Source organism: Nostoc sp. DedSLP03 (genome assembly GCF_034530815.1).
Lineage (GTDB): Bacteria > Cyanobacteriota > Cyanobacteriia > Cyanobacteriales > Nostocaceae > Nostoc.
In genome coordinates, this window is sequence record NZ_JAVRCK010000215.1 from 1 (window position 1) to 2,089 (window position 2,089).

The 2,089-nt window shown below is 38.5% G+C and carries 1 protein-coding gene; it reads right to left on the bottom strand.

Annotation, left to right across the window (positions count from 1 at the left end; genetic code table 11):
* Positions 1-40: 40 nt before the first annotated feature.
* A complete protein-coding gene (locus RM368_RS38305) occupies positions 41-1,921 on the bottom strand; it encodes a filamentous hemagglutinin N-terminal domain-containing protein (protein ID WP_322698901.1) in 1,881 nt (626 codons plus the stop codon).
* Positions 1,922-2,089: the final 168 nt, after the last annotated feature.

Here is a 2,089-nt window from a genome sequence, read left to right on the forward strand (position 1 = left end):
AGCCTGAGTCAAACGAGGCTCTGTTCTCTTTAGATTTTCTTTACGAATCAGCTCTAATAGTTATACTTCCTGAATCCCCCCTCAATTCTGAAGGCAGCAGATATAGCTCTTGAAAATTTTTATTGGAATCAACAACAGATGAATTGATAAGACTGGGATTTACAGCGCCTGGAACTCTACCTATTACATCGATAGAGTCAGAAGCATTAATGATAAGGCTATCAGCTTTTCCCGTTGAGCGAGTAGAAGTATTAATTATTCCGCCATCCCTAACTGTTAACTTTTTTGTATTAACTATTAATTTACCACTATTACCACTGCTATAAGTTGCAGTAGCTAAAGAGCTTGGGGTAAAGACATTTGGTACTACTCCAACAAGTTCTACAGAGTTTTGAGAATTTACAGTTACATCGCCTCCAGAGCCACTTCCAAGAGATAAAGAACCAATAATACCTCCATCTTTGGCACTTAAAATTCCTGTCGAAAGGATTAGATTGCCTGCATTACCAGAACCAGAAGCTCTAGTAAGAATAGTACTAGAAAGCTGTGAAGCCCCCGATAAGTACCCAATTACTTGAGTAGATTCAGGAGTATTCACTGTTAAGTTACCACCTTTGCCAGTCCCGAAAGTTGAAGTTAGGATTTCTCCACCACCTTCTACAGATAAATTTTTCGTAACCAGAGTAAGATTACCACTATTTCCAGAGCCAAAGGTTGAAGTAATGATATTACTAGGTAGTTGAACAACGGAAGAGGAACCGTTCGCAACTTGAGTGAATTGGGAAGCATTCACGAAGATATCGCCCCCCCTACCTACACCATAAGTTTTAGCAGCTATTGCTGCTCCATCCTGAAGAATTAGATTTTTAGTTGAAATTTCGATTTTTCCTCCATCTCCGACTAAAGTTTCATTAACCAAGCTAGTAGGGATTGTTCCATTCCGAGAAGCTCCTATTATTCTCAATTGTTCAGAGGCATTTACAATAATGTCACCTGATAATTTCTCTCCTTGGTTTTGAATTAAAAATATTGAGCCACTTCCTAGTTCCACATCAGCAGCTTGTGCTTGAATAGAACCACTACCAAAGCCACTAACATCTGCTATTGACTGTTGAGATAGTTGAATATTTTTGAAGCTAACGGCATCTTCATAACTCAAATTCCAACCATTAGAAGCTGGATTAATGTGTACTATTCCTTTATCAACACTACCTAACTCAATTCGCCCTTCACTTGCCTCAAGCTTTCCTCCCTCTAAAGTTACGTCACCACCCACTAAAGCTAAAGTCTTTTCTGGTTTGACACGTAAGCCATTTGAGCTAATAGTTCTAATAAATGGTGAAAATGGGCTATTGAGAGTCAGATTGTGTCCTGTACCTTGAGCTTGAATTACGCCTGGATTACCATCAAATCCTAAGCCAAGAGGTGCGGTCACTGTTAATAAGGGTTGATTTTGTGGAGTTTTTGCGCTGAATTGGCTGCCATCAGCAAAGTTAATCCTGTTAGCAGTGCTAGCTAAGAACGAGCCACCGATATTTAGGACAGCATTGGGGCCAAGAATAATCCCATTAGGATTAATTAGAAACAGGTTAGCGCTGCCGTTAGCTTTCAGTAAACCATTAATGTTAGAGATAGATAAACCAGTTACTCGACTAATAATGTTTTGAACATTTGAGGCATTATTAAAGTAAGCAGTGCTACCTATGGATACAGAAAATTGCTCGAAGCTGTGAAATAAGTTGTTTCCTGCTTGTGTTCCTCCAGTAATATTGCTGGTATTGCCTTGTGGCGTAACTATAGAATTGGTAGGTAATGTATTATCTGGAATAACCTGTGCCATCGCAGATGAAGATAATAACACATAAAATATCGAAACTAAATGCTGGCAAAAAGTAAAAGAAATGTTTGAAAAGATTTTCATCTAAACTTTCAATTATGCTTAGAATTAACTCCAGTGAGCAAAACTTCTCTGTTAGGACTAAATTGAAGGCGTTACTTCACGACGAAATACAAATAAATTATCTGTTGCCCCTCGTCCTATCCCTCTTCTGTCACTCTCCGGAATAAGCAAATAGTAAAAAAGCGAAAT

Bases quoted from the DNA above. Each gene is read 5' to 3' on its own strand.
- RM368_RS38305 (WP_322698901.1), bottom strand. From the start codon at position 1,921: ATGAAAATCTTTTCAAACATTTCTTTTACTTTTTGCCAGCATTTAGTT.